The sequence below is a fragment of the Mesorhizobium newzealandense genome (genome assembly GCF_042682145.1).
In the GTDB taxonomy this organism is placed as follows: domain Bacteria; phylum Pseudomonadota; class Alphaproteobacteria; order Rhizobiales; family Rhizobiaceae; genus Mesorhizobium; species Mesorhizobium newzealandense.
Map to the genome: position 1 here is coordinate 11,673 of NZ_JBHUGZ010000028.1, position 25,620 is coordinate 37,292.

The 25,620-nt window shown below is 62.9% G+C and carries 23 protein-coding genes and 2 pseudogenes; 14 read left to right on the forward strand and 11 right to left on the reverse strand.

Translation table 11 applies throughout. The annotated features are described in order from the left end of the window. The first annotated feature begins 397 nt into the window (after positions 1-397). Both ACFSOZ_RS32405 and ACFSOZ_RS32410 read left to right on the forward strand, forming a co-directional pair. Positions 398-1,231, forward strand: a complete 834-nt coding sequence (locus tag ACFSOZ_RS32405) for an SGNH/GDSL hydrolase family protein (protein ID WP_379104918.1) — start codon at positions 398-400, stop codon at positions 1,229-1,231. Next, positions 1,228-2,079 carry an NmrA family NAD(P)-binding protein gene (locus ACFSOZ_RS32410; protein WP_379104920.1) on the forward strand — a complete coding sequence of 284 codons (852 nt, stop codon included), beginning with the start codon at positions 1,228-1,230 and terminating at the stop codon, positions 2,077-2,079. Before ACFSOZ_RS32405 ends, ACFSOZ_RS32410 begins: the two co-directional genes overlap by 4 nt. On the opposite strand, the gene ACFSOZ_RS32415 is transcribed toward ACFSOZ_RS32410, so the two are convergent. Continuing rightward, positions 2,073-2,699, reverse strand: a complete 627-nt coding sequence (locus tag ACFSOZ_RS32415) for a TetR/AcrR family transcriptional regulator (protein WP_379104922.1) — start codon at positions 2,697-2,699, stop codon at positions 2,073-2,075. The genes ACFSOZ_RS32410 and ACFSOZ_RS32415 overlap by 7 nt on opposite strands. Positions 2,700-2,835: 136 nt before the next feature. On the opposite strand from ACFSOZ_RS32415, the pseudogene ACFSOZ_RS32420 reads away from it, so the two are divergent. After that, positions 2,836-2,967 (forward strand): annotated as a pseudogene (locus ACFSOZ_RS32420) (Tn3 family transposase); the annotation flags it as partial. 42 nt (positions 2,968-3,009) lie between these two features. Here the strand turns inward: ACFSOZ_RS32420 and ACFSOZ_RS32425 are convergent. After that, positions 3,010-3,640: pseudogene (locus ACFSOZ_RS32425) on the reverse strand (HAD family hydrolase). A 254-nt stretch (positions 3,641-3,894) separates the two neighbouring features. On the opposite strand from ACFSOZ_RS32425, the gene ACFSOZ_RS32430 reads away from it, so the two are divergent. Then, a complete protein-coding gene (locus ACFSOZ_RS32430; protein ID WP_379104924.1) occupies positions 3,895-4,854 on the forward strand; it encodes a sugar-binding transcriptional regulator in 960 nt (319 codons plus the stop codon). Positions 4,855-4,898: 44 nt separating this feature from the next. On the opposite strand, the gene ACFSOZ_RS32435 is transcribed toward ACFSOZ_RS32430, so the two are convergent. Further along, on the reverse strand, positions 4,899-5,084 hold the full coding sequence (locus ACFSOZ_RS32435) for a hypothetical protein (protein ID WP_379105195.1): 186 nt from the start codon (positions 5,082-5,084) through the stop codon (positions 4,899-4,901). A 111-nt stretch (positions 5,085-5,195) separates the two neighbouring features. On the opposite strand from ACFSOZ_RS32435, the gene gcvA reads away from it, so the two are divergent. The 9 genes from gcvA to ACFSOZ_RS32480 all read left to right on the forward strand — a co-directional run bounded on the left by gcvA (position 5,196) and on the right by ACFSOZ_RS32480 (position 15,203). Next, positions 5,196-6,101 (forward strand): transcriptional regulator GcvA, encoded by a 906-nt coding sequence (gene gcvA / locus ACFSOZ_RS32440; RefSeq protein ID WP_379104926.1) that lies wholly within the window; start codon positions 5,196-5,198, stop codon positions 6,099-6,101. A 223-nt stretch (positions 6,102-6,324) separates the two neighbouring features. Next, entirely contained in the window at positions 6,325-7,635 is a 1,311-nt protein-coding gene (locus ACFSOZ_RS32445) for an ABC transporter substrate-binding protein (RefSeq protein WP_379104928.1), read from the forward strand. Between the two features lie 121 nt (positions 7,636-7,756). Then, positions 7,757-8,629, forward strand: a complete 873-nt coding sequence (locus ACFSOZ_RS32450) for a carbohydrate ABC transporter permease (protein WP_379104930.1) — start codon at positions 7,757-7,759, stop codon at positions 8,627-8,629. An 11-nt stretch (positions 8,630-8,640) separates the two neighbouring features. Further along, the gene (locus ACFSOZ_RS32455) at positions 8,641-9,465 is read left to right on the forward strand and encodes a carbohydrate ABC transporter permease (protein WP_379104932.1); all 825 of its coding nucleotides are present in this window, start codon (positions 8,641-8,643) and stop codon (positions 9,463-9,465) included. 50 nt (positions 9,466-9,515) lie between these two features. Beyond that, a complete protein-coding gene (locus ACFSOZ_RS32460; protein WP_379104934.1) occupies positions 9,516-10,514 on the forward strand; it encodes an ABC transporter ATP-binding protein in 999 nt (332 codons plus the stop codon). A gap of 2 nt (positions 10,515-10,516) precedes the next feature. Continuing rightward, the gene (locus ACFSOZ_RS32465; protein ID WP_379105197.1) at positions 10,517-11,287 is read left to right on the forward strand and encodes an L-iditol 2-dehydrogenase; all 771 of its coding nucleotides are present in this window, start codon (positions 10,517-10,519) and stop codon (positions 11,285-11,287) included. Between the two features lie 155 nt (positions 11,288-11,442). After that, positions 11,443-12,921: a mannitol dehydrogenase family protein gene (locus tag ACFSOZ_RS32470; protein WP_379104936.1), complete on the forward strand. Its 1,479-nt coding sequence runs from the start codon at positions 11,443-11,445 to the stop codon at positions 12,919-12,921. Positions 12,922-12,936: 15 nt separating this feature from the next. Next, complete coding sequence (locus ACFSOZ_RS32475; RefSeq protein ID WP_379104938.1) at positions 12,937-13,620, forward strand: HAD family hydrolase; 684 nt, start codon at positions 12,937-12,939, stop codon at positions 13,618-13,620. Further along, positions 13,617-15,203, forward strand: coding sequence for an FGGY-family carbohydrate kinase (locus ACFSOZ_RS32480; RefSeq protein WP_379104940.1), 1,587 nt, complete (start codon positions 13,617-13,619; stop codon positions 15,201-15,203). Before ACFSOZ_RS32475 ends, ACFSOZ_RS32480 begins: the two co-directional genes overlap by 4 nt. A gap of 7 nt (positions 15,204-15,210) precedes the next feature. On the opposite strand, the gene ACFSOZ_RS32485 is transcribed toward ACFSOZ_RS32480, so the two are convergent. The 6 genes from ACFSOZ_RS32485 to ACFSOZ_RS32510 all read right to left on the reverse strand — a co-directional run bounded on the left by ACFSOZ_RS32485 (position 15,211) and on the right by ACFSOZ_RS32510 (position 21,645). After that, positions 15,211-16,329: an ABC transporter ATP-binding protein gene (locus tag ACFSOZ_RS32485; protein WP_379104942.1), complete on the reverse strand. Its 1,119-nt coding sequence runs from the start codon at positions 16,327-16,329 to the stop codon at positions 15,211-15,213. A 2-nt stretch (positions 16,330-16,331) separates the two neighbouring features. Then, positions 16,332-17,378, reverse strand: coding sequence for an NAD(P)-dependent alcohol dehydrogenase (locus ACFSOZ_RS32490; RefSeq protein ID WP_379104944.1), 1,047 nt, complete (start codon positions 17,376-17,378; stop codon positions 16,332-16,334). Positions 17,379-17,393: 15 nt separating this feature from the next. Then, positions 17,394-18,206, reverse strand: a complete 813-nt coding sequence (locus ACFSOZ_RS32495; protein ID WP_379104946.1) for a carbohydrate ABC transporter permease — start codon at positions 18,204-18,206, stop codon at positions 17,394-17,396. After that, on the reverse strand, positions 18,203-19,069 hold the full coding sequence (locus ACFSOZ_RS32500) for a carbohydrate ABC transporter permease (protein ID WP_379104948.1): 867 nt from the start codon (positions 19,067-19,069) through the stop codon (positions 18,203-18,205). Before ACFSOZ_RS32500 ends, ACFSOZ_RS32495 begins: the two co-directional genes overlap by 4 nt. A 144-nt stretch (positions 19,070-19,213) precedes the next feature. Then, the gene (locus ACFSOZ_RS32505; RefSeq protein ID WP_379104950.1) at positions 19,214-20,485 is read right to left on the reverse strand and encodes an ABC transporter substrate-binding protein; all 1,272 of its coding nucleotides are present in this window, start codon (positions 20,483-20,485) and stop codon (positions 19,214-19,216) included. A 242-nt stretch (positions 20,486-20,727) separates the two neighbouring features. Further along, entirely contained in the window at positions 20,728-21,645 is a 918-nt protein-coding gene (locus tag ACFSOZ_RS32510; protein ID WP_379104952.1) for an AraC family transcriptional regulator, read from the reverse strand. Between the two features lie 273 nt (positions 21,646-21,918). Between ACFSOZ_RS32510 and ACFSOZ_RS32515 the strand changes: the two genes are divergently transcribed. After that, on the forward strand, positions 21,919-23,322 hold the full coding sequence (locus ACFSOZ_RS32515; protein ID WP_379104954.1) for an MATE family efflux transporter: 1,404 nt from the start codon (positions 21,919-21,921) through the stop codon (positions 23,320-23,322). An 84-nt stretch (positions 23,323-23,406) separates the two neighbouring features. On the opposite strand, the gene ACFSOZ_RS32520 is transcribed toward ACFSOZ_RS32515, so the two are convergent. After that, positions 23,407-24,366 (reverse strand): DMT family transporter, encoded by a 960-nt coding sequence (locus tag ACFSOZ_RS32520; RefSeq protein ID WP_379104956.1) that lies wholly within the window; start codon positions 24,364-24,366, stop codon positions 23,407-23,409. 347 nt (positions 24,367-24,713) lie between these two features. Then, a complete protein-coding gene (locus tag ACFSOZ_RS32525) occupies positions 24,714-25,316 on the reverse strand; it encodes a DUF924 family protein (protein WP_379104958.1) in 603 nt (200 codons plus the stop codon). Between the last annotated feature and the right edge of the window lie 304 nt (positions 25,317-25,620).

The window sequence follows — 25,620 nt, forward strand, 5'->3', positions numbered from 1 at the left end:
GCCCTTTTCGAAAAGCATCGCGGTGAGATCGAGTGGGCCGCCAGGGTGGGGGTCGTTTGCAGGAGGGAGGCGGAATCCTACGCTAAGGCATTGGCCAACGATATTCTCCGGTGAGATTGATGTGCCTCCCACCCGAGCGGCGAGACATGGGTCAGCAGATCGGGCGACAGGATCGAGCGCGTCACCCTCTATCGCTACGTCAGACTATGGAAGGCGTGTTCTCGGCTAATTGGAGAGGAGGGCCAGCGGTGTCCGTACAGGCCGGAACCTGATGAAGACTCCGGACTTTGCAAATTTTATGAGCACTTTCATACCTTTAGCGACCCGGAAACGCGAGTACCAGCGTACCTGAGGCGCGGTTATCTTACGCAGACGCAACCGGGTGCGAGGTGAATCGATGTCGAACGAACAGGTGAACTGGCTCTTGAAGCTCATCCAACCCGAGCGGAGCCTGGCATCCCTCCCCGGAGGCGCCAATTTCGACCAGGACGCTCATGCCGCGCTACTCGGCCTTCCAGCCGAGGTCTATGCGGCCGAACTTGGCCGCTTGCAGGGGGAGGCCTCGGAAGCGGCCAGCGTCCTGCTAGCCAACCAGGCTGTTGGATTGATGATCGATTGTCTACCCCTTCGGAACGGAGCCAACATCGTGACGTTCGGCGACAGCCTGACGTCTGACCCACAGTCCTGGGCGGCAATTCTGCGGGAGATGCTGAAGATGCGCCGGGGCGCCGATAAGATTTCGATGACCATCAGCGCTGTGGCAGCTGAGACGACCACCCACGGTCTCGTCCGGTTCGGAGAGATTGCCAATGCCCAGCCGGACTGGGTCATCTTCCTGGTCGGCACCAACGACGCGCGCACGCAGGGTCCGCACCCCACCAAGACACTCGTCCATCATGAGGAGACCGCGCGCAACATTGCGGAGCTGCGTCAACGCGTTGCCACAGAAACCAAGGCCCGCACCATTTGGATCACTCCGCCGGCGGCCAATGAGGCGCAGGTTGCAGCGCATTGGGGCCTTTCCAGATTCGGGGTTCGGTTCCGCAACGAAGACCTGGGACGAGTAGCCGAGATCGTCCGCGACGGCGATGCGCCGGTCATCGACGCCTTCGCTTCGCTGGGCAGCCCGCCTCCTTCCGATCTCCTCATGGACGACGGATTGCATCTCACTCTGGCAGGCCAGAAGCGAATGGCGCTCGAAGTGATCCGTGGTTGGAGCGCACTCAAGTGAAATACCTCGTCTTCGGAGCAACGGGCAACATCGGCTCGAGGGTAGCTCAACGCCTCATCGACTCTGGGGCGCGCCCGTCCGTTTTCGTTCGCAGCGCGAAGAGAGCCAAAGCCCTCTTCGGTGACCAGGTCGACATCCATATCGGAGACCTCGAAAACCCAGGCCCTTCGTTGGCTAAGGCGTTGGTTGGAGTCGATGGGATACTCCTTGTCACTGATGGATCGGATCTTGAAAAGCGAGATCGCGCGGTCTCATTCGCTGCCAGCCACGCAGGCGTCGGCCATGTGGTCAAGCTCTCTACGCTAGACGTGCGAACCGCGATCGGCACCGGTCCTTGGCACGCACAGGGCGAGGATGCCATTCGGGAGAGCGGGGTGGCGTTCACGTTTATTCAGGCAGCCGGATTCATGTCCAATGCGCTCAGCTGGTCGGAGTCAATCCGCCGAGAGGGCGTGCTGCGCTCGTCGACGGGTGGGGGCAAGATCGCATTCATCCATCCAGACGACATCGCCGCCGTCGCCACAGCCTCGCTAACTACGCGCGACTACGACGGTCAGGCGCTTGCGATTACCGGCCCTGAGGCGCTGTCGTATGGGGAGATGGCGGTGGCGATAGGCAGAGCCATCGGCAAACCCGTTCGCTTCGAGGAAATAACGGACGGACAGGCATACGCCCGCACGGTCGAATGGGCCGGGAAAGGCGCCTATGCAGATGCTCTTGTGGACATCTGGCGAGCGGTGCGCGAGAGCCGACTTGATACGGTGACGGATGGCGTCAAGCAGATAACCGGGCGGGAGCCAATCCCGTTCGATCAGTGGGCCGTCGAGAATGCGTCGTCGTTTCAGTAATGCTTCGGTGCGCCGCCCTGAAAGGAATTCACGTAGACCAGTACGGTACGGATTGCCTCGCTCTTTGCGCCAGCGCGCGAGAGGGGCGCGCGCGCTCCTCCGTGCACGAGCGATTCCACCATGCCGGGCAGGACAAAAAGCATCCGCTCCGCCTCGTCGCTGCTGTACCGCTCCGGGTCGTCGGCGCGTGATAAGACTTGTCCGAAGGTCTGATGCAGCGCGTTCCTGAAGCTGAGAGCGCTCTGCGGAACAGCGGCCGCGACAACGTCGTGCAGTTCGGCAAGTTCCGTGTGCGCGTCCACTAGGCCCAAGACGAGTTCGCGCGCGAATTCCTCCAGCGGAGCGGAGGCGCAGTCAGTCGTCGTCTGCTTGATGACCCGCCGCACCTCGTCGACGTGTCGGTCGTGAAGGGCTGTGAAGATCGCGCGCTTGTCGGGGAAATACTGATACAGCGACCCGACGCTGACGCCGGCGGCCTCCGCAATGCGATTGGTGGTAATGGCCTGGGTCCCGTGGCGCTTGGCCACAAGCTGGACCGCGCTGAGCACGAAGTCGACAGTCTGGCGCGAGCGTTGCTGCTTCGGCTTGCGCCGCGTAAGGGTTCTTTCGGCGGTCTGCATGCTGCCTTGCTGTGGGTGGTCGCTGGGCCGAGTCTCGGGGCAGACCATAACAATTCCAACACCTCCGAACAACGTGCCAACGACTGCTAAGCGGGGTTGGTGAAACGATACCTTGTGATGGCACGTGCAGTCCACGCAACGCCGCGCCCAGATTGGGCTCAACAAGGGCGAGGCCCATCACGCGCTGAAACGGGCCACCAGCTTCCACCCCAGAGGCGAAATCCGCGACCGGGTGGGAGTACGTCAATCTCACCGGAGAATATCGTTGGCCAAACCTTAGCGTAGCGTTCCGCAAACGACCCCGGGCGAGCTAGATCAGCTCGGCCCGCAATTCCTCGGCGCTGTTGACGACGATAGCACCGGGCGGTCCCTGCATCGGCTTTTCCGGCCAGAAGATCGTCTTCATGCCCGCCGCCAGCCCCGCCATGGCGCCCGGCCAGCTGTCGTCGATCGCTATCGCCTGCGCGGGATCGACGCCGGCGAGATACGCGGCGCGCAGGAACGGTTCGGCGTGCGGCTTGCCCTCGCGCACGTCGTTGCGGCTGATCGTCTTCATGCCGGGAAAGGTCAGGCCGACCATGCGCAGATTGGCGTCGACGATCATCCGGTCCGAATTCGACACCACGGCTTGCGCCACGCCCCTTGCCCGCAGCTCGTTGAAGATCTCAATCGCGCCGGGACGCGGCTGCAAGCTCTCGACCAGCGGCAGATAATGCTCGTATTTGCGGATGATCCAGTCGTCGAACGGCAGATCCAGGCCGAACTCGTCGCGCATCATCTCATAGACCGGCCAGGCGGCGACACCGAGCACCCGCTCATGCAGGTCGGCCGGCGGTACGAGGCCGGCATTGCGCATCGCCGACACCAGGGCGGCCTCGTGCAGCGGTTCGCTGTCGACCAGCGTGCCGTCCATATCCCAGAAAAACCGCTTTCGATGTCATGCAGCGCTCCTTTTTGCGATCCCTTAAAGGGTTTGCGCCGGGAGATAAACCTTCAGGACCGCAGAACGTGCCGCCTTGCGGGACCGCAACGGCGCTTCATTCCCGACGCAGATATCGTGGACGGAGAAAATCCTAGCCGCATATGTGCCGACGGGCGCAAGCAATTGCCCTGGCGATTGACAATTGCGCAGCAGGCCGTTCCCTGCAAGAGTAGGAGCGGACCGCCTCATGACCGGCGGTTTGGGAGGCAGGACGTGAGTACCCGGCAGGATGGCGGCAGCAACAGGCTGGACGACGCGGCGCGCGCCGGCTGGCTTTATTATGTTGCCGGCAACACGCAGGACCAGATCGCCGCCACGCTCGGCATTTCGCGGCAGACGGCGCAGCGGCTGGTGTCGCTGGCGGTGTCGGAAGGCTTGATCAAGGTCCGCGTCGACCATCCGATCGCCAATTGCCTCGATCTGGCGGCGCGGCTGAAATCCCGCTTCGCGCTCGATCTGGTCGAGGTGGTGCCGAGCGATCCCAATTCATCCTCCACCACCATCGGCATCGCCGAGGCGGCCGCCGCCGAGATCGAGCGGCGGCTGCGCTCGCCGACGCCGATCGTCATGGCGATCGGCACCGGGCGCACGCTGAAAGCGGCGATCGAACAGCTGCCGCCGATGGAATGCCCGCAGCACAAGGTGGTGTCCTTGACCGGCAACATCTCGCCGGACGGCTCGGCCGCCTTCTACAACGTCATCTTCACCATGGCCGACAGGGTCAAGGCGCGGTCCTTCCCGATGCCGCTGCCGGTCATCGCCTCGTCGCCGGAGGAGCGCGAGATGCTGCTCAACCAGCCGATGATCCAGCCGACTCTGGCGCTGGCCGCCGAGGCCGACGTCACCTTCATCGGCATTGGCGATCTCGGTCCCAAGGCGCCGCTCTACGAGGACGGCTTCATTTCGGAAAGTGAACTGAAGGCGCTGCAGAAGGCCGGCGGCATCGCCGAAATCGTCGGCTGGGTGTTCGATCGCGAAGGCCGCATGATCGAAGGCATCACCAATGATCGGGTGTCGTCGGCTTCGCTGCCATCGCGCGAAAAATCGCTGGTCATTGCACTGGCGATGGGTGAACGAAAACTGCCGGGCATCCTGGCGGCGGCCAACCGCCGGCTGATCAACGGCCTCATCACCGATGAGCGGACCGCCGCCGCCCTGCTGGCCAGCCTGTAACCCGAACCCGACGCCACGACCGATTTGGGATAAAGTCAGCCGGGCTATTTGCTCCGCCCGAAAGGGTCGTTGCCATCGAGGAAACCGAGGTCGCGCTGCAGATGCGGCGACAGGTCCCTGATGTCGAGATGCGCCCTCTTTTTTATCGAGAACCAGCCGAATCCATCCGTCAGCCACGAAATCCAGCGGTGATCCGGAGCGGGAGTGCACTTTTGCTGCGCCATGGTCATGATCGTCAACCTTCGCTATCCTGAAACCCCAATGACGGGTTGACACTGAATGTCGGTCTTGCCGGCCGCCTTTGCCAATCGAACATCGATCATGGCCCATAAGGAGGCCTTATGCCTGACCTCAGCTCGCGACAGGTTTCCCAGCTCCCGCCGCTGCAAGCGATCAGGGTGTTCGACGCGGTGGCGCGACATCTTTCCTTCACCAAGGCCGCCGAGGAACTGGCCATGACACAGGCCGCGGTGAGCTATCAGATCAAGGTGCTGGAGGAGCGCGTCGGCGCCGCGCTGTTCCTGCGCCGGCCGCGACAGATCGTGCTGACCGAGGCCGGACAGCGTCTGGCGCCGGCTGTCGGCGAGGCCTTCGCCATTCTTGGCCAGGCCTATGCCGCGGCGCGCGCCGGCGCCGACGGGTTGCTGTGCGTCACCACGGTGCTGACCTTTGCCTCGAACTGGCTGGCGCACCATCTGGGCTCGTTCCAGATCGCTCATCCCTCCCTTGCCGTGCGGCTCGAAACGTCGAGCCGGCTGACCGACTTCGCCCGCGAGGATGTCGATCTTGCCATCCGCTCCGGCGGCGGCAAATGGCCGGGCCTGGAAGCCTTCAAGCTGCTCGATGCCGATTTCACGCCGATGCTGAGCCCCAAGCTCGCGGCGAGCATCGGCGGCGTCAAAGAGCCGGCCGACCTCTTGCGGCTGCCGATCCTCGATCCCGGCGACATCTGGTGGACGGAGTGGTTTTCGGCCGCCGGCGTGCACTCGCACGACCTTGCCAAACGGCCTGGCAGCAGCATGGGCGCGCAGGCCTACGAGGCCAATGCGGCAATCGCCGGTCATGGCGTGGCGATCCTGACCAGGGCGCTGTTCAAGGCGGAACTGGCCGACGGGCGCCTGATCCAGCCTTTCGATCTGGTCGACGACGATGGCCACGCCTATTGGCTGGTCTATCCGGAAGCGCGCCGCAACGTGCCGAAGATCCGCGCCTTCCGCGACTGGCTGCTGACCGAGATCGCCTGCTGACAGACGAGCCCTCCGGCAACCCGATCCTGCCGACCTTCTGTCCTGCCGCCTGAACGCCCGGCGGCCGGCGAAATTGTCTTGGCAATTTCCACGCACCCATTGTCCGTCGCCATCACCGATGTGCTGCGCTGCAGCATCGAATCCGGCTTGACATAATTAACGCCAAGTGAGTAATTGCTCATAGCCAAGGCAAATGCTCATCTTGGTTTATGGGAGGAATTTGATGAAACTTCGCACGCTCATCCTGGGCTTGTGCTCGACCAGCGCAATCGCGTTCGCCGCACATGCCGAATCCATCACCATCGCCACCGTCAACAATGCCGATATGGTCCGCATGCAGACGCTGACGGAAGACTTCACCAAGGCAAACCCCGACATCACGCTCAACTGGGTCACGCTCGAGGAAAACGTGCTGCGCGAGCGCGTCACCACCGACATCGCCACCAAGGGCGGCCAGTATGACGTGATGACCATCGGCACCTATGAAGTTCCGATCTGGGCCAAGCAGAGCTGGCTTCTGCCGCTCGACAAGCTCGGCGACGACTACGACGCCAAGGACATCCTGCCGGCCATTGCCGGTGGTCTTTCGGTCGACGGCAAGCTCTATGCCGCGCCCTTCTACGGCGAGAGCTCCTTCGTCATGTACCGCAAGGACCTGATGGACAAGGCCGGGCTGAAGATGCCCGACGCGCCGACCTGGGACTTCATCAAGCAGGCCGCCGACAAGATGACCGACCGCGCCAATGGCGTGAACGGCGTCTGCCTGCGCGGCAAGGCCGGCTGGGGCGAGAACATGGCCTTCCTGACCGCCATGTCGAACTCCTTCGGCGCCCGCTGGTTCGATGAGAACTGGAAGCCGCAGTTCGACCAGCCCGAATGGAAGAACACGCTGCAGTTCTATGTCGACCTGATGAAGGCCGACGGCCCCGAGGGTGCATCGTCCAACGGCTTCAACGAAAACCTGGCGCTGTTCCAGCAGGGCAAGTGCGGCATGTGGATCGATGCCACGGTCGCCGCATCCATGGTCTCCGACCCGAAGAGCTCGAAGGTCGCCGACAAGGTTGCCTATGCGCTGGCGCCTGACAACGGTCTCGGCAAGCGCGGCAACTGGCTGTGGGCATGGTCGCTGGCCATTCCGGCCGGCACGCAGAAGGCGGATGCGGCTCAGAAGTTCGTGTCCTGGGCAACCAGCAAGCACTACGCTGAACTGGTCGCTTCGAAAGAAGGCTGGGCCAGCGCTCCTCCGGGCACGCGCACCTCGCTCTACGCCAATGCCGAGTACCAGAAGGCGGCTCCGTTCGCCAAGATGACGCTGGACTCGATCAATGCCGCCGACCCGACGCATCCGACCGTCAAGCCGGTGCCCTATGTCGGCGTCCAGTTCGTCGCCATCCCTGAGTTCCAGGGTCTTGGCACCACTGTCGGCCAGCTCTTCTCGGCGGCGCTTGCCGGCCAGTCGAGCGTTGACGATGCCTTGAAGCAGGCCCAGGACGCTGCCACCGCGACAATGACCGAAGGCGGGTATATCAAGTAGGCTCCTCCCGGTGCCGAATGCCGGTCGCCTCCTTGACCGGCAACGGCCGCCCGAGTCCCAGTTCGGGCGGCCGCCTTTAACGCCTCTGAAAATTCAGTCTGACCATTGAAGGGTGACCGTCATGGCTACTCAGCAGACCCGTTCGCTTGCCCGTTTCATGATGGCGCCATCTGTCGTCCTGCTGCTGGTCTGGATGGTTATTCCACTGGCGCTCACGCTGTGGTTCTCCTTCCAGCAGTACAACCCGCTCAATCCTATCCGCGACGGGTTCGTCGGCTTCTCGAACTACGCGCTGTTCTATTCCAACCCGGCCTTCCTGCAATCGATCCTCAACACCCTCACCCTTGTGGTCAGTGTGCTTCTGATCACGGTGATCGGCGGCATCCTGCTGGCGCTGCTGATCGATCAGCCGATGTGGGGACAAGGCATCGTCCGCATCCTCGTCATCTCGCCGTTCTTCGTCATGCCACCGGTGGCCGCATTGGTCTGGAAGAACATGATCATGCACCCGCAATACGGGGTCTTTGCCGACATCGCGCGCTTCTTCGGCGCCCAGCCGATCGACTGGTTCGGGCAGCATCCGATGCTGGCGATCATCATCATCGTCGCCTGGCAATGGCTGCCTTTCGCGACGCTGATCCTGCTGACGGCACTGCAGTCGCTCGATGGTGAGCAGAAGGAGGCCGCCGAGATGGACGGCGCCGGCTTCATCAGCCGCTTCATCTATCTGACGCTGCCGCACATGTCGCGCGCCATCACCGTCGTCATCCTGATCCAGACGATCTTCCTTTTGTCGGTCTATGCCGAGATCCTCGTCACCACAAATGGTGGCCCTGGATACGCCTCCACCAACCTGCCCTTCCTCGTCTACCAGAAGGCCTTGCTGGAGTTCAAAATCGGCCAGGCATCCGCCGGCGGCATCATCGCTGTCATTCTCGCCAACATCGTTGCCTTCTTCGCCATGCGCGCCGTCGGCAAGAACCTGGACAAGTAAGGGAGGATACGATGGCACGCTCAGTCACCACCCAGCACAAGACAATCGCGACCGTTGCCGCCTGGATCGTCGCGCTGCTGATCTTCTTCCCGATCCTCTATACGATCATCACCTCGTTCAAGTCGGAGCAGGAAGCCATCCAGGGCTTCAACCTGATCCCGTCGGGGACGTTTGAGAGTTACACCGAGGTTCAGGCGCAGAGCGGCTACTTCAAGTTCTTCCTGAACTCGGTGTTCCTGTCGGTCGGTTCGACCATCCTGGCACTGCTGGTTGCCATACCGGCGGCATGGTCGATGGCGTTCTCGCCAACCAAGCGGACCAAGGACATCCTGATGTGGATGCTCTCCACCAAGATGATGCCGGCGGTTGCCGTGCTGTTCCCGATCTACCTGATCTTCCGCAACCTCGGGCTGCTCGACAGCCGCATCGGCCTGATGGTCATGCTGATGCTGATCAACCTGCCGATCGTGGTGTGGATGCTCTACACCTACTTCCGCGAAATCCCGGGCGAGATCCTGGAAGCTGCACGCATGGACGGCGCATCGCTGTGGAACGAGATCGTCTATGTGCTGACGCCGATGGCGGTGCCGGGCATCGCCTCGACCATGCTCTTGAACATCATCCTGGCCTGGAACGAAGCGTTCTGGACGATCCGGCTGACCACCACCGAAGCAGCACCCCTGACCGCCTTCATCAGTTCCTTCTCCAGCCCGCAAGGCCTGTTCTGGGCCAAGCTTTCGGCTGCCTCGACACTGGCCATCGCGCCGATCCTGATCATGGGCTGGTTCAGCCAGAAGCAGCTGGTGCGCGGCCTGACATTTGGTGCGGTGAAGTAACGGAAATTGCCTGAAGCAATCGGCAGAAGTAACCCCTCGGGGAGGAAACCATGGGAAACATCACGCTCAAGAACGTCTCCAAATCCTTTGGATCGACGTCCATCATCCCCGGCCTCGACCTGGTGATCGAAAATGGCGAGTTCGTCGTCTTCGTCGGCCCGTCGGGTTGCGGCAAGTCAACGCTGCTGCGGCTGATCGCCGGGCTGGAGGACACCAGCGGCGGCACCATCAACATCGATGGCCGCGACGTCACCGGTGAGGCGCCGGCCAAGCGCAAGCTGGCCATGGTGTTCCAGTCCTACGCGCTTTACCCGCACATGACGGTGGGAAAGAACATCGCGTTCCCGCTGAAGATGGCGGGCGAGGATCAGGCGACCATCGACAGGAAGGTGAAGGACGCCGCGCGCATCCTTAATCTCACCAACTATCTTGAACGCAAGCCCGGCCAGCTCTCCGGCGGCCAGCGCCAGCGCGTCGCCATCGGCCGCGCCATCGTGCGCCAGCCCTCGGCCTTCCTGTTCGACGAACCGCTGTCCAACCTCGATGCCGCACTGCGCGGCACGATGCGGCTGGAGATCAGCGAGCTGCATCATCAGCTCAAGACGACGATGGTCTACGTCACCCACGACCAGGTCGAAGCCATGACCATGGCCGACAAGATCGTCGTGCTGAACGCCGGCAACATCGAACAGGTCGGCTCGCCAATGGAGCTCTACAAGACGCCGAAGAACCTGTTCGTCGCCGGCTTCATCGGCTCGCCGAAGATGAACCTGATCGAAGGCGCACCGGCTGCCAAATACAGCGCCAAGACCATCGGCATCCGTCCCGAGCATATGGAGATTTCGACCACGGCGGGCGAATGGAAAGCCATCGTCGGCGTTGCCGAGCATCTCGGCTCCGACACTTTCCTGCATGTCCAGGCCGATGGCGTCGGTCCGCTGACCGTGCGCGCCGACGGCGAACTCGCCGTCCGTCACGGCGACACCATCTACCTGACGCCCGACAAGGCCAAGCTGCATCGCTTCGGCGCCGACGGGAAGGCAATGTGAGCATGCGCCTGGCCGGCAAATCCGCGCTGATCACGGGTTCGGCCCGTGGCATCGGCAGGGCCTTCGCCGAAGCCTATGCCGGCGAAGGCGCCACGGTGGCGATTGCCGATATCGACCTTGAGGCTGCCGAAAAGACAGCCGCCCAGATCGGCGGCAAGGCCTATGCCGTGAAACTCGATATCTCGGATCAGGCATCGATCGACGCAGCGGTAAAGGCGGTGGAGACCAGGACTGGCGGGCTCGACATTCTGATCAACAATGCTGCCCTGTTCGATCTGGCACCGATCGTCGAGATCACCCGGGCAAGCTACGACAAACTGTTTGCCGTCAATGTCGCCGGCACGCTGTTCATGCTGCAGGCGGCCGCCCGCTCGATGATCGCGCGGGGCAAGGGCGGCAGGATCATCAACATGGCGAGCCAGGCCGGACGGCGCGGCGAGGCGCTGGTCGGCGTCTATTGCGCCACCAAGGCAGCCGTCATCTCGCTGACCCAGTCGGCGGGGCTCGACCTGATCAAGCATCGCATCAACGTCAACGCCATCGCACCCGGCGTCGTCGACAGCGACATGTGGGATCAGGTCGATGCGCTGTTCGCCAAATACGAGAACCGACCGAAGGGCGAGAAGAAGAGACTGGTCGGCGAAGGCGTGCCCTACGGTCGCATGGGCAAGCTGGAAGACCTCGCCGGCATGGCCGTGTTCCTGGCCAGCAGTGAGGCCGAATACATCGTCGCCCAGACCTACAATGTCGATGGCGGCCAGTGGATGAGTTGAGGCGGGGAACGGCCTCTTCTCCTCGTCCCTCCGCGGGGAGAAGAGGCCGACATCAGAGGCCGCATCGACCTCGGAAGATGTGCCGCCCCTTGCCCTCCCCGTTACGGGGAGAGGGGAAGTAACGAAGGCCGAAGCCCGGCCAAAGGGTAAAACAGATGACCGTGAAACTCTCGTCTTCAAACCTCTCCAAGCTGCCCGCCAAGGTCGCCGGTCCGAAATATGACCGCGCGGTACTCAAACCCGGCATCGTGCATTTCGGCGTCGGCAATTTCCACCGCTCGCACCAGGCCGTCTATCTCGACGACCTGTTCAATTCGGGCATCGGCCATGACTGGGCGCTGGTCGGTGCCGGCGTGTTCGAAGGCGAGAAGATCGGCCGCGGCAAGCTGGAAGAGCAGGACTGGCTGACCACTGTCGTCGAACAGGACAGCGGCCATATGAGCGCCCGCGTCACCGGCGCGATGATCGACTTCCTGATGCCGGGCGATGCGGCCGGCATCATCGAACGGCTTGCCGATCCGGCCATCAAGATCGTTTCGCTGACCATCACCGAAGGCGGCTACTTCATCGACCCGGCCTCCGGCGTCTTCAATCCGACCCATCCCGACATCGTCGCCGACGCGCAGCCGAGCGCCACGCCGAAGACGGTGTTCGGCATCATTCTCGCCGGGTTGGTCCGCCGCCGTGACGAGGGCACCGTGCCGTTCACCGTCATGTCCTGCGACAACATTCCTCACAATGGCCATGTCACCTCAGACGGCGTCATCGGCCTTGCCCGGCTGATCGACGAGGATCTGGCAAACTGGGTCGGCGAGCATGTCGCTTTTCCCAACGGCATGGTCGATCGCATCACCCCAGCGACCACGGATCGCGAACGCGGCATTCTGGCCAGCGATTTCGGGTTGGAGGACAACTGGCCGGTGTTTTGCGAACCGTTCCGGCAATGGGTGCTGGAAGACCATTTCACCGGCGGCCGCCCGCCGCTGGAAAAGGTCGGCGTGCAGTTCGTCAAAGACGTTGCGCCCTATGAGCTGATGAAGATCCGCATCCTCAACGGCGGCCATGCCACCATCGCTTATCCGGCCGGTCTCATGGACATCCATTTCGTCCATGAGGCGATGCAGGAACCCTTGGTTGCCGGTTTTCTGGCGAAACTCGAGCACGACGAGATCATTCCGACCGTGCCGCCGGTGCCGGACACGGTTCTGGAGGAATATTACCAGCTCATCGAGAGCCGCTTCTCCAATCCCAAGATCGGCGACACGGTGCGCCGGCTCTGCCTCGACGGCTCCAACCGCCAGCCGAAATTCATCATCCCGACCATCGCCGACCGGCTGAAGGCCGGAAAGGGCGTCGCCGGCCTGGCGCTGGAATCGGCCCTTTGGTGCCGCTACTGCTTCGGCACGACCGACAGCGACGCTGTCATTGAGCCCAACGACCCGAGCTGGGACCGGCTGCAGGCGACGGCAAGAGCGGCAAAGGACGCGCCCGCCGCCTGGCTTGCCATGGAGGACATCTACGGGGATGTCGGCCGCGCCACGGCGTTTGTCGAGGCCTTTGCCCATGCGCTCAACGTGCTGTGGACGAACGGCACGCGCGCCACGCTGACGCGCTACCTCGCCGGCAAGCTCTGAGACCCATTCGACGCCATGACGCCGGAACTGGTCATCTTCGACTGCGACGGCGTGCTGGTCGACAGCGAAGCGCTTTCCGTCTCGGCGCTGCTTGGCATGATCAGGCTTGCCGGTGGCGGCGTCAGCGAGGACACCGCCTACGAGCATTTCCTCGGCAAGAGCATGAAAAGCGTGCGCGAGATCCTCGGCCGCGACTTCGGGCTTGATATCACCGACAGCCAGCTGACCGACATGCGCGTCGAGCTGATGCGCAAATTCCGCGAGGAGCTGAAGCCGATCCCCGGCGTCAAGGAGATGCTGCCGAGGCTCGGGCTGCCGTTCTGTGTCGCGTCCTCGGGCACGCTCGACCGCATCCGCTACGCGCTCGACGTCACCGGATTGCTTGGGCTGATGGAGCCGCATCTGTTCAGTGCCGCCATGGTGAAAATGGGAAAGCCCGCGCCGGACCTGTTCCTCCATGCCGCCGCCAGCATGCGGGCCCATCCGCGCAAATGCCTCGTCGTCGAGGATAGCCCGGCCGGCATCACTGCTGCGCGAGCGGCGGGTATGCGCGTCTTTGCCTTCACCGGTGGCTCGCATGCCGGCAACCCGACCTTGAAAGCGCGGCTTGCGTCGAGTGAACCGGACTTTATATTCGCTGACATGCTGCAATTGCCCAATCTGATTGCAGGCCTGGGAGCGAGAGTAAGAGCATCTTGACGAAACAGTTCGTTTGCGCGGTCGATGTCGGCACCGGGAGCGCTCGTGCGGGCATTCTCGACACCACGGGCACCTTGCTCGGCCGCGCCGAACGGCCGATCGCCATGAACCAGCCGAAGCCCGATCACGCCGAGCATGATTCGCGCGATATCTGGTCGGCTGTCTGCACCGCCGTGCGTGCCGCGCGGGAAAAAGCCGGCGTCGCCGCCGAGGATGTCGTCGGCATCTCCTTCGACGCCACCTGCTCGCTGGTGGTGCGCGACCGGCAAGGCGGCCAGATCAGCGTCTCTGTGTCAGGCGACAGGCGCTGGGACACCGTCGTCTGGCTCGACCACCGCGCCATTGCCGAGGCCGACGAATGCACGGCAAGCGGCCACGCGGTGCTCGACTATGTCGGCGGCGTCATGTCACCGGAAATGGCGACGCCAAAGCTGATGTGGCTGAAACGGAACCTGCCGGAAACCTGGAATGACGCCGGCTATCTATTCGACCTCACCGATTTCCTGACCTGGCAGGCGACTGGCTCGCTGGCCCGTTCGCAATGCACGCTGACCGCCAAATGGACCTATCTAGCGCATGAGGAGACTGGTTGGCGACGCGACTTCTTCGAGCTCGTCGGCCTCGACGATCTTTTCGAGCATGGCAACCTGCCGGAGAGAGCCAGCCCGGTCGGCACCGATATTGGCCCGCTCACGGCGCAAGCGGCGGCAGAGCTTGGCCTGAGCGAAAAATGCCGGGTCGGCGCCGGCGTCATCGATGCCTATGCAGGCGCGCTTGGCGTGCTTGGCGGTTTTGCCGGCAACGAACAGGACATCGGCCGGCACCTGGCGCTGATCGCCGGCACGTCGAGCTGCGTCATGGCGATGTCGCCCGATCCACAGCCCTTCGCCGGCGTCTGGGGTCCCTATTACGGCGCCGCACTGCCGAAGCTGTGGCTGTCGGAAGGTGGTCAATCCGCCACCGGCGCGCTGCTCGACCACATCATCCGCTGGCACGGCGCCGGCGGCGAGCCGGATGCCGCCATGCATGCCAGGATCGCCAAGCGTGTCGCCGAACTGCGCACCACCGAAGGTGAGAGCCTTGCCGCAAGACTGCATGTGCTGCCTGACTTCCACGGCAACCGCTCGCCGCTTGCCGATCCGCATGCCGTCGGCGTGGTCAGCGGGCTGACGCTGGATTCCTCCTTCGACAGCCTGTGCAAGCTCTACTGGCGCACCGCCGTCGGCATCGCGCTCGGCGTACGCCATGTGCTGGAGGCGCTGAACGAGAATGGCTATCTCATCGACACGCTGCACGTCACCGGCGGCCACACCAAGAACCCGCTGTTGATGGAGCTCTATGCCGACGCCACCGGCTGCACGGTGATCGAGCCGCTGGCCGACGAGGCGGTACTGCTCGGCACCGGCATGGTCGCAGCCACAGCCGCCGGGCTTTTCCCCGACCTCAATGCCGCCTGTCTTGCCATGCAGCAAGGCGGCAGGACGCGCGCCTCGAACCCGAAATCGGCGGGCCGTTTCGACCGCGATTACCGGGTTTTCCTCGAGATGCACCGACAGCGGCAGATGCTGGACGCGATCCGGTAGGGCAGGCCTATTGTCTCAGCAGAGACACGCCGGATTTGGCGTGTCTCAGCAGAGACACGCCGGATTTGGCATCGAACAAATGAATGCTCGTTTCGTCGACCCTGTAGCGGACATGGCTGTTGACGGCAGGACATTCGCGGGTGGGAACCAGCGCGCTGATTTCCTTGCCGCCCGAACCGAAGATCACCAGCGCATCGTTGCCATGAAACTCGATCAGATCGGCTCTGCCCTCCAGCAGGCCCTGGCCGGCATCAGGACCCGCGGTCTTCAAATCTGGAGGGCGGATTCCCAGCACCGCGCGCTCGGCGCCCCGCAGATCGAAGCGGGACCCTTCGATGGAAAAGACCGCCCCGGCACTTGTCAGCGTCCAGCGGTTTTCGTTCCGCCCGACGGCCACGTCGAGGAAGTTCATGTTCGGCGTTCCAATGAATCCGGCGACAAAGAGATTGCCTGGCCGCTCGTAGATTTCCGCTGGTGAGCCGATCTGCTCGATCTTGCCGTCGCGCAGCAGCACGATCCGGTCGGCGAGCGTCATCGCCTCCAACTGGTCGTGGGTGACGTAGACGGTGGTCGTCTTCAACGACTGATGCAGCCGGGCGATCTCAACACGCATATGGTTGCGCAGCTTGGCATCGAGATTGGACAGCGGCTCGTCGAACAGGAAGACCTTCGGCGTCTTGATCATGGCGCGCGCAATCGCCACGCGCTGCTGCTGGCCGCCGGACAGTTCGGCCGGCTTGCGGCCGAGATAGGGATCGAGGCCCAGCGTCTTCGACACCGCTTCGACGCGCTGTTGTATCTCGGCCTTCGGCACCTTCTGGCGCTTCAGGCCGAAAGCGATGTTGTCGAAGATCGTCATGTGCGGATAGAGCGCGTAGTTCTGGAACACCATGGCGATGCCGCGGTCGCCCGGGTCGAGGTCGTTGACCACCTTGCCGCCGATCGAGACCTCACCGCCGCTGATGTCCTCCAGCCCGGCCAGCATGCGCAGCAAGGTCGACTTGCCGCAGCCGGAAGGACCGAGGAACACGACAAACTCGTGTTCCTCGATGCTCAGGTTGAGGTCTCGAATGACGGAGGTGGCGCCATAGGATTTCTCGACATGGGAGCAGGTGATCGCGGACATGGTCAGCCCTTCTCGTCGGAAATCAGGATTTGCAGCTTGACGTCTTCCGGGTGTGCCGCCGCCGCGCGCTCGAATGCCTCGATGCTGTCGCTGAAGGGGTATGTGCCGGTAATCAGCGGATTGAGGTCCACCTTGCCGGATGCGATCATTTGCAAGGCTCGGTCGAAGATGTTGGCGTAGCGGAATACCGTCTCGATGCGCACTTCCTTCGAGATGGCCGCCGGCACGTTGAGTGCCACTGGCTCCACCGGCAGCCCGACAAGGACGACCGCGCCGCCGGGGCGCACGACATCGAACAGGTTGGCGAACGCCTTCGGGCTGCCGCTGGCCTCGAACACGAGGTCGGCTCCCCAATTGTCGGTCGCTGCGGCAACCGCATCGATCAGTGACTGCTCGCCGATGTTGACCGGGACGATGCCCGGATAGCGCGCCGCGATCTCCAGCTTGGGGGCGGAAAAGTCGGAAATCAGCACCTTCGAGCAACCGCCGGCAAGGGCAGCCAACGCGATCATGATGCCGATCGGGCCGCAGCCGACGACAACCGCCACGTCGCCCGGAACGATGCGGGCGCGGGCAGCCGCCTGCATGCCGATGGCAAAGGGTTCGACCATCGCGCCTTCGGCGAAGGAGACATTGTCCGGCAGCCTGTAGGTGAACGCGGCCGGATGGACGGCTTGAGGCGCCAGAATGCCATGCACCGGCGGCGTCGCCCAGAAAGACACGTCCGGATCGACATTGTAGATGCCGAGTTTTGTCGCCCGCGACGACAGGTTCGGCACGCCCGGCTCCATGCAGACGCGGTCGCCGACCTTCAGTGTCCTGACATTGGCGCCGACCTCGACGATCGTCCCCGAAGCTTCATGGCCAAGCACCATCGGCGCGCGCACGACGTAGCTGCCGATGGCGCCATGGGTGTAATAGTGCACGTCGCTGCCGCAGACGCCGACCGTGTGGATGGCGATCCTGACATCGTCCGGCCCGACATCGAGCGGCAGCGCAATCTCGCGCAGGGCCAGCTCGCCCTTTTTCTCAAGCACTAGTGCCCGCATCGTGTCGTCCTCGCTTCAAGTCTTTTTTTGCCGAAAAACGGAATTCAGGAAGCCGCTGAGCACACCGAGGAACAGCAACGGCGGCAGCGACAAAAGCACGACCGAAGCGTTCAGGATCCCCCACGGCACGTTCATGCCTTGCTGGGACAATTCCGAGGCGACGATCGGCAAGGTCTTGGCGTTGGAGCTGGACAGCATCAGCGCGATCAGGAACTCGTTCCAGACCAGCACGAAGCTGAAGGCGACCGCCCCGATCAGCGAACGGGCCGCGACCGGCAATGCGATCCTCCAGAACACCGAATAGGCGCCGTAGCCGTCGACGAAGGCGGCTTCCTCGACCTCCTTCGGCACGCTCTGGAAGGCGGGGATGGCCAGCCACATGATCACCGAGATGGTGAGCAGCGAATAGGTGACGATCAGTGCCGCAAGCGTGTCGTAGAGCCCGAGCTGCAGCCAGATCACCATCAGCGGAATCGCCACCGCCACCGGCGGCAGGAAGCGCAGCGACAGCACGAAGAACTGGATGTCGCCGGCCCAGCGGTTGGGGTAGCGGGCAACCGAATAGGCGGCGGGCAGGCCGAGCACCACGCCGATCAGCACCGCCACGCCACAGGCGATGACCGAGTTGTAGAGGCCGGTCATGACGCTTTCGCGGCCGATGATGTAGCTGATGTTGGCAAGTGTCGGCGTGAACACCAGGCGCGGCACGCGGGTGATGATGTCGACATTGTTCTTCAGCGAATTGAGCGCCGTCCACAGCAGCGGGAACACCGCCATGAAGCCGGCAACTGCCAGCACGGTCTTGCCGATCAGGCGGCCGGGTCTCATGCCTGCACCCGCTTCCACAGCATGGTGAAGGTGATAACGGTGGCGATCATCATCAACACGGCCATCGCTGAGGCATAGGACACCTTGCCGGACTCGATGAAGCCTTGCGAAAACGCATACATGTCGAGCGTTTCGGTCGCGACACCCGGTCCGCCGCGGGTCATCACATAGATCAGGTCGAAGGAGCGCAGCGACTCGATCATCTTGACGAACATCAGGCTGACCAGCGGCGCCTTCAGCATCGGCAAGGTGACATAGGCGTGGATCTGCCAGCGCTTGGCATGGTCGAGCCGCGCCGCCTCGATCGGCTGCGGCGGCAGCGTTTCGAGGAGCTTCAGCACGATGACGGCGAAGAACAGACCCCACTGCCAGACATCGACGGAGGCGACGGCGAACAACGCCGTCGCCGGCTTGGACAGCGGGTCGAAGATCAACCCGCCGGTCAGCAGCCGATAGGGGTAGGTGGCGATGCCGTAGAGCGGATGGTAGGCGAACTTCCAGACGAAGGCCGCCGAGACACGCGGCAGCAGGACCGGGATGATGAACAGCAGGCAGTAGATGTTGCGCAGGCGCGGCGACGCGACCTCGAACATCAGCACGCCCAGGCCGATGGCCACGGCCATCGTCGCGACGACAGTGACGATCTCCCATTTCACCGACACCCAGACGGCATTGAGAAAGCGGCGGTCGAAGAACAGATCGACGAAATTCGACAACCAGACATAGGAATAGGTCGTGGAACTCAGTTCGCGGTTCTGCAGGGCGATGACGATCGCGTAGAGCGTCGGCACCATCGACAGGATCAAAAGAATGACGAGCGTCGGCACGATGAAGGTGACCGGCAGGGATGAGCGTCGCGCCATCGGTCAGGCCTCGCTGCGTCTCGAATGTTTGAACATGGCTGAACCCTCGCGCGGAGATGCTTCAAGCGGCAGGCCTTCCTGCGACGCACAGGTCCCGGCATTCGCTCGAATGCCATGGGGCCGTGCGCCGCAAGAGGGAGGTTGCTACTTCTTCACCAACTCGTTGGCATAGGCTTCAAGCTCGTTGAGGCCACCCTTGATGTCGGTGCGGGTGCCAGTGACCAGTTCCTCGAGGATGATGCCCCAGCGGTCGCCGAGGTCCGGCCAGCGCGGGTCCTGCCAGAAGTTGACCGCCGTGACCTTGCCTGTGTCGGCCAGTGCCTGGCCAAGATCGGCGCCGTAGATATCGGCGAATTCCTTGCTGGACAGGATGCTGGTGCGGTTCAGCTCACCGAACTGGTGGGCATCGAGCCGGCGTTTCTCGTTTTCCTTCGATGTTGCCCAGGCGATGAACAGGCCGGCGCATTTCTTCGAGGCGTCGTCGGCATTGGCCTTCGCGGCGATGGCGAGGCCATGGCCGTAACCACCACCGGTGAGCGGCGCCGGCGGCGGCAGGAAGCCGATCTTGCCGACCACCTGCGAGGTCTTGGGATCGACCGCCATGCCCGACAGCGGCGTCGATTCGACGAGGATGGCGACCTGGCCCGACAGGAAGGCGCCGGTCGATTCATCCCAGCTGCCGGTCTGCGTGCCGGGTGCCGAATCCTTGAACAGCTTCAGATAGGTCTCGGTCGCCTTGACGGCGGCGTCCGAATTGAAGGCCGGCTTGTCGCCGTCGAACCACTGACCGCCATAGGCCTTGAAGAAGGGCATCCAGCGCCAGACATTGGCGCCCGAACCGCGGGCGCCGCGCAAGGCAATGCCGTACATGCCCTTGTCCGGATTGGTCAGCTTCGGCACGTCGGCGATCAGCTCGTCCAGCGTCTTGGGTGGCTGGAGTCCGGCCGCTTCCAGGACATCCTTGCGGTAGACCATCAGGTCACCGCCGCCAGTCAGCGGCGCGAACCAGACCTTGCCGTCATAGGTCGCGACCTTCTGCCGGCCCGGGTCGAAATCGGCGTAGTCGTAGTCCGCCGGATAATAATCGGTGAGCGGCACGATCCATTTCGACGACGCAAACAGGGCGACGTTGGCCTCGTCGACATAGTAGACATTGTAGTTGCCGACGGTGGATGCATCGGCGCGCGATTTCGCCCGGCGGTCATTCTCGTTCAGATAGTCGATCTGGAAGCTGGCGCCGGCAAGCTTCTGGAACTCGTCCTTGGAGTCCTCCAGAAGCGTCAGGCCGTCCTGCGGCTGCGCCAGTACCTTGACCGGCGCCGAGCAGACCGGCGCCTGCGCCAGAGCAATGGTGGAAACGGCAGTGGAAAGCATAAAAGCTGCGCCAAGGCTGGCAGCAAGCCGAACTGGTTTCATGATCTTTTCTCCTCCAGGGACACTTCGCAGGAAGCCGACGTCTTCGGGTTGCGCGATCCTCACCATCGCCCGAGTGACATGCCACCCATCGCCAAAATGCGGAGTTGCAGCGGTCCATGCTAGAAGCCCCGTTGCAGCAGACCTGTACTTTTATGCATTGTGCGCTGCAAAAACCGGCATCCGCTTGCGGAGCCTGTCACATGAGTATCGATCGGGTTTGAAGCCGCGATCTTGTGGTGCGCTTATGCGCGCAATGTCAGCCGCTGCCGTGACAGCCGGCGATAGGACGACGGTGTCATCCGATGCTTGCGCATGAAGGCCCGGTTGAAGTTCGAGATGTTCATGTAGCCGACCTGGAAACAGATGTCGGTGATCGGAATGTCGGTGTCCGCCAAGAGCTTGCAGGCCTGCCAGAGCCTGAGCTTGGCAAGGTGATCGCTGAAGCTGTTGCCGGTGTTTTTCTGGAAGAAACGCGAGAATGTGCTCTCCGTCATTCCGGCGAGTTCCGCCACTTCCGGCAGTTTCAGGTCTTCGGCGAAATGCTGGAACAGGTAGGTCAGCGTGCGTTGGATGATGTCCAGCGAGGCGGCATCGAGAACCGGTGAAAAATCGGGTGACGACAACAATTCGTATTCGTCGGTCCTGGCGAGAAGATCGACGAGGCGCAGGAAAAGACAGAGCCTGCTTAGCCCGCTAACCTCACCCATCCGCTCCATCAGTTCTGCGCCTTCCAGCGCCGTCTGGCCATGAAAGACCATTCCGCGCAGCGACCGTTCCAGGAACGGTTCCAGTTCGCGCAGTTCCGGCAGCAGGCCCGCCGATCCGCGCAGCCTCTGCGCATCGAATTGCAGGACGATGTCGCGGCCTTCGATCAGTTCGCCCGGCTGCACCGCGGTGACCCAATCGTGCGGCAGGCCGCCGCCGACGATGGAGAGGTAGCCCGGCCCGAACTCGCCGATGTGATCGCCGACCAGCACCACGCCGGAAGATTTTCGCAGCAGGTGGATCTCGTACTCCGGATGAAAGTTCCAGACATTGCGCTCCCACGGGTAGTCGTCGAGCCGCCACAGGAAACTGTCGCTCGCCTCGGTGACGATGTGTTCGAAGGACGGCGCCGTCCGCGGGATTGCAGCCGTGTTTTTTCTGCGCCTGAACTGCATCCTGCCTCCTGGAAAACCCGGGATCTGTCGTGCGCCTCGTCGTCCGGACAATCCGTAGCAGCCCATTGCCCTGATGTGAAATGGACCTCGACGGCAGGCACAGGTTGATCCCGGCGATCCGGCTGGCTCAATCTGTTCCCGCCCCTCGTCTCTTGCCTTCATGTCGCGTTTCGTCCAAAAGCTGGCGCAAACGCCGCGAAACCGAAGGTTTTGCCGTTTGAAAAGCGGCTTCCGGCTCGATCCCGACGTGCCGCACTTGGAAAGAGCGGAACAATGTCTGCGATCGAAGCCGGCGCTCACGCGCCGGAAAATCTTTGGCGTCAGGAAATCAGGGCGACGCTGGCGCTCGCCTGGCCGATGGTGCTGACCAATCTCGGCCAGACCGCGATGACGGCCACCGACGTCATGATGATGGGTCGGCTCGGACCGGATACGCTGGCCAGCGGTGCGCTTGGCGCCAACCTCTATTTCATGCCGCTGATCTTCGGGCTCGGGCTGATGCTAGCGACATCGCCGATGATCGCCACCGAGCTTGGCCGCCGCCGCCATTCGGTGCGTGACCTGCGCCGCACCGTGCGCCAGGGCCTGTGGCTGGCAATCTTGATCTCAATCCCGATCTGGCTGGTGCTTTGGCATGGCGAGGCCATCCTGCTGGCGATGGGTCAGGACCCCGTGCTCGCACATCAGGCCGGCATCTATCTGCGCTGGCTCGAATGGGCGGTGCTGCCGTTCTATGGCTATATCGTGCTGCGCTCGTTCATCTCGGCGCTGGAGCGGCCGGGCTGGGCGCTGGTCATCGTCTTCGTCGCCGTCGCCTGCAACGTCTTCTTCAACTGGGTGTTCATGTTCGGCAATCTCGGCGTCCACTCGATGGGCATTGCCGGTTCCGGCCTCGCCACCTCGCTGTCGAGCACGCTGATGTTCGTCGGCATGGCTGTCGTTGTGATGCTGGAGAAGAAGTTCCGGCGCTACCATCTGTTCGGGCGCTTCTGGCGCGCCGACTGGCCGCGCTTCGGGGGCCTGCTGCGGCTCGGCCTGCCGATTGCCGGCCTCCTTGCCTTCGAGGTGACCATCTTCAACGCGGCGGCGCTGCTGATGGGCCTGATCGACGCGGATTCGCTGGCCGCGCATGCAATCGCCATCCAGATCGCCTCGATCAGCTTCATGGTGCCGCTTGGCCTCAACCAGGCGGTGACGGTGCGCGTCGGCCTGGCGCATGGCGCCGGCAATCCGGAGGGCGTTTCCCGCGCAGGCTGGACCGCCTTCGTCATCGGCGTCTCGTTCATGGCGCTGATGGGGCTGGTGATGATCCTGTGGCCGCATCTGCTGATCAGCGCCTTCATCGATCTGAGCAACCCGGCCAATGCCAGGGTGATTGCGCTTGCCGTGTCGTTCCTGGTCTTTGCTGCCCTGTTCCAGATCTTCGACGGCGCGCAGGCGGTTGCCGCCGGCATGCTGCGCGGCCTGCACGACACCAAGGTGCCGATGATCTACGCTGCGATCGGCTATTGGGGCGTCGGCCTGCCGCTCGGCGTACTGCTCGCCTTCCATTTCGGCTTCCATGGCGTCGGCATCTGGATCGGCCTGTCGTCGGGTCTGGCCGTGGTGGCGGCGCTGCTGCTGGCGCGTTGGCTGCGCCGGGATCGCCTGGCGCCGCAGCTCGCCTTCGGTCATTGAAGGCAGAAACGGCCGCCGGTGCCCGGCGGTCGTTGTGTCCCTAACATTGTGGCTGATTGACGCTTTGAGATCGGCCCACGATTTCTACGCGACGCGTGGTTGAGTCGTCCTGGGTTTGAGCACGGTGGCGAGCACAATTCCGGCGACGATGAAGGCAGCACCGACCAGATCGTAATCGTGCAAGCCCTCGCCGAGCAACAAATAGGCGAGTATGGCGACGAACACCGTCTGCAGATAGAGCAGCATGCTCGCCCGGCTCGCGCCAAGCGTTTCCACGCTTTTGTTGTAGAGATAGTACATCAAGGCGCCGCCGGGGCCTGCCAGATAGGCGAGCGCGAGAATGCTGTCGACATCCATGGTGGAGCGTTCGTCGTTGAACAATTCCCATAGATGGAAAGGCAGGGCGACCAGCGCACCGGCGCCGAGCAGCAGCACGACCATCGGCAAGAGTTCGATGCCGAATTTGGCACGGCGCAAAAGCACGGTGTACAGGCCCCAGCAGAACGCGCTGCCGACGATCCACAGCTCGCCAGCGTTGAACTTGAGTTGAAGGAGCGCCGTCAGGTTCCCATGGGCAACGATGAAAATCATCCCGGCAAGCGCAACCAGCGCGCCAAGCGACTGCCACAGGCCGAGCGGCTCGCCAAGCACGAAACGGGCGAGCACCATCGTCATGACAGGCGACAGCGCCATGATGATGCCGGCCGTGGTGGCGTCGGTGTCGTTGAGGCCATGATAGATCATACCCTGGCACAGCGTGAGGCCGATCGCTCCCACGGCGACGACCTCCACGGCGCGAGTTCGCAAAAGCCCGATCATCGCGTCGTGATGATGGTGCACGATCGGCAGCAGGATTGCGCAAGCGAGCGCCAGCCGCCAGAAGCAGAGGCCCCAGGGAGGCATTTCAGGCGCCACCCATTTGGCCGCGATATAGACACCGGCCGAAAGCAGCCAGCACAGGACGGCGGCCGGATAGCCGGTCAAGGAGGACAAGGACCCCGCGGCAGGTTGCACCCCTTGATGAGCTATAGGCATTGCCTGCATGTCATGACCTCCCCTAGTGAATGTCAGTCCAAGGACGCAATATATCCCTCGTCCTTGAATCCTGCATCTGGTTTTGAAGTGATGAGGTCGAAAGGGGGAACCCGTGCCCGGCGGCCTACTCTCGATGGAGGGTGGAGATTCTTTCCCTGAGTCGAGATGCGTCATGACTTCGAGGGTGGCCAGCTGCCGATTTTCTTCTCGATGCTGCTGCTTGCTCTCCTTGAACCTGTCGCCTCGTCGACGCTGCCGTGCGGCTGTGTCGTGCCGGCTAATCAAATGCCCGCTTCGGGTCCCAATGCAGCCTGAGTGGCCGGGGAAGCTATCCTGGCTCGGCGACAGCGGACTGGTCAGAAGCCTCTCCCGCACCTCGACAAGAACGCCCTTTCCTCGACCGTGGACTGGCGCCCGAGGACATCGTTGCGATGTGGAAAGCGACCGAAGCGCGCAATGATATCGCGATGCTTCCGGATTTGGTCGACGGTCGGCTGCCAGAGGGGCCGAGATTCGGCGGACGCCGCCACCAGCCTGCCTTCGGCTAGGCCCAGGATGTAGTTCTGGTCGTCCAGGTCCTCGTGATGCACGAAAGGAAGGCCCAGCGTGAATTGCTCGAGCGTCTCATAAGCCTCCCATCCCTCCGCAACCATTGTCCTCGCGAGATCTCGGGCGAGCGGATCGTAGGCATATGCCTCGGCACTGGCGCGGTAGATATTGCGTGGAAACTGGTCGAAAAGAACGACCAGCGCTATCGCTTCCTGAGGGCTTAGTTGCTCCGGGGCCCACGTTTGTCCGGCGGCTGCAGCGATCAAGTGACCGAACCTTCGACGTATGACCTTGTCGGTCTCGTCGGATTGTTCCATCCAGAACCGGACGCGCTCGCCTGCAATGGCCTCAGTGCATGGCTGTCCTGCGAACCAGAACTGGTAGATGTGGCTGAGATCCGCTTTGTCCATCCGATGAGCTCCTCTCGATTGATGCGGGTTGGAAGATCCAGTGCGCCACCACCAGCGCAACCGTTGCCAAGTTGAAGAGGATCGCCAGCACCAAGCATGTCGATGGGCCCCTGGCTGCCTCGTGCTGGGCTTCTATTGTCCTTCTTTGCAGCGGACTCTGGTCACGGAGCAGTGCAAGCTCGGCGAAGGAGTCATGCCAAACGTAGGGAAACATCAGGGCCTCCTCTCGTATTGATCGATGATTATGGGAGATTGGCCTGAGGGCGTGGATCGAGTATCGAAAAGGGTCCGAAATACTTCCGAA

Bases quoted from the DNA above. Each gene is read 5' to 3' on its own strand.
- ACFSOZ_RS32500 (WP_379104948.1), bottom strand. From the start codon at position 19,069: ATGGCGCGACGCTCATCCCTGCCGGTCACCTTCATCGTGCCGACGCTC.
- gcvA (WP_379104926.1), top strand. From the start codon at position 5,196: ATGCCTGACCTCAGCTCGCGACAGGTTTCCCAGCTCCCGCCGCTGCAA.
- ACFSOZ_RS32470 (WP_379104936.1), top strand. From the start codon at position 11,443: ATGACCGTGAAACTCTCGTCTTCAAACCTCTCCAAGCTGCCCGCCAAG.
- ACFSOZ_RS32520 (WP_379104956.1), bottom strand. From the start codon at position 24,366: ATGCAGGCAATGCCTATAGCTCATCAAGGGGTGCAACCTGCCGCGGGG.
- ACFSOZ_RS32460 (WP_379104934.1), top strand. From the start codon at position 9,516: ATGGGAAACATCACGCTCAAGAACGTCTCCAAATCCTTTGGATCGACG.
- ACFSOZ_RS32490 (WP_379104944.1), bottom strand. From the start codon at position 17,378: ATGCGGGCACTAGTGCTTGAGAAAAAGGGCGAGCTGGCCCTGCGCGAG.
- ACFSOZ_RS32435 (WP_379105195.1), bottom strand. From the start codon at position 5,084: ATGACCATGGCGCAGCAAAAGTGCACTCCCGCTCCGGATCACCGCTGG.
- ACFSOZ_RS32525 (WP_379104958.1), bottom strand. From the start codon at position 25,316: ATGGACAAAGCGGATCTCAGCCACATCTACCAGTTCTGGTTCGCAGGA.
- ACFSOZ_RS32485 (WP_379104942.1), bottom strand. From the start codon at position 16,329: ATGTCCGCGATCACCTGCTCCCATGTCGAGAAATCCTATGGCGCCACC.
- ACFSOZ_RS32450 (WP_379104930.1), top strand. From the start codon at position 7,757: ATGGCTACTCAGCAGACCCGTTCGCTTGCCCGTTTCATGATGGCGCCA.
- ACFSOZ_RS32505 (WP_379104950.1), bottom strand. From the start codon at position 20,485: ATGAAACCAGTTCGGCTTGCTGCCAGCCTTGGCGCAGCTTTTATGCTT.
- ACFSOZ_RS32475 (WP_379104938.1), top strand. From the start codon at position 12,937: ATGACGCCGGAACTGGTCATCTTCGACTGCGACGGCGTGCTGGTCGAC.
- ACFSOZ_RS32415 (WP_379104922.1), bottom strand. From the start codon at position 2,699: ATGCAGACCGCCGAAAGAACCCTTACGCGGCGCAAGCCGAAGCAGCAA.
- ACFSOZ_RS32455 (WP_379104932.1), top strand. From the start codon at position 8,641: ATGGCACGCTCAGTCACCACCCAGCACAAGACAATCGCGACCGTTGCC.
- ACFSOZ_RS32465 (WP_379105197.1), top strand. From the start codon at position 10,517: ATGCGCCTGGCCGGCAAATCCGCGCTGATCACGGGTTCGGCCCGTGGC.
- ACFSOZ_RS32510 (WP_379104952.1), bottom strand. From the start codon at position 21,645: ATGCAGTTCAGGCGCAGAAAAAACACGGCTGCAATCCCGCGGACGGCG.
- ACFSOZ_RS32495 (WP_379104946.1), bottom strand. From the start codon at position 18,206: ATGAGACCCGGCCGCCTGATCGGCAAGACCGTGCTGGCAGTTGCCGGC.
- ACFSOZ_RS32445 (WP_379104928.1), top strand. From the start codon at position 6,325: ATGAAACTTCGCACGCTCATCCTGGGCTTGTGCTCGACCAGCGCAATC.
- ACFSOZ_RS32405 (WP_379104918.1), top strand. From the start codon at position 398: ATGTCGAACGAACAGGTGAACTGGCTCTTGAAGCTCATCCAACCCGAG.
- ACFSOZ_RS32515 (WP_379104954.1), top strand. From the start codon at position 21,919: ATGTCTGCGATCGAAGCCGGCGCTCACGCGCCGGAAAATCTTTGGCGT.